The sequence below is a fragment of the Hymenobacter terricola genome (assembly GCF_017921975.2).
GTDB classification, from domain to species: domain Bacteria; phylum Bacteroidota; class Bacteroidia; order Cytophagales; family Hymenobacteraceae; genus Hymenobacter; species Hymenobacter terricola.
Genome location: NZ_JAGEMO020000269.1, coordinates 1 through 302, shown reverse-complemented (window position 1 = coordinate 302; position 302 = coordinate 1). Strand labels below are relative to the sequence as shown.

Genomic DNA, 302 nt, shown 5'->3' with positions numbered 1-302 from the left:
GCCGTACGTCTTCTTAACGGTGCCAATAGCACCTACAGGCACCGTACGGTACTTATCATCAAGCACCTTAACGCGGTCGCCAATTGCGAAATTGATCATGATGTCCTCCTCACTTGTTGACGCTCACGTCCTCGCCGCGGCCGCGAATCGCATTGAAGCAGGTTTCGCAGATGTAACCCAGCTCGGTGGGAATCAGATCACCGAGCTCATACTCACCGTTGCACCAGGCGCACTTGTGAACCTCGTCATCAGTCGTGATGGGCTCAGGTGCTACTGCAGGTTCATTGGCAGCGGGTGCCTTG

General features: G+C 55.3%; 1 protein-coding gene. It reads right to left on the bottom strand.

Annotated features, from left to right (window positions below; all coding sequences use genetic code 11):
• Positions 1-109: 109 nt before the first annotated feature.
• On the bottom strand, positions 110-302 hold a 193-nt coding region (locus J4G38_RS28515), incomplete at its 5' end, for a hypothetical protein (protein WP_226164245.1).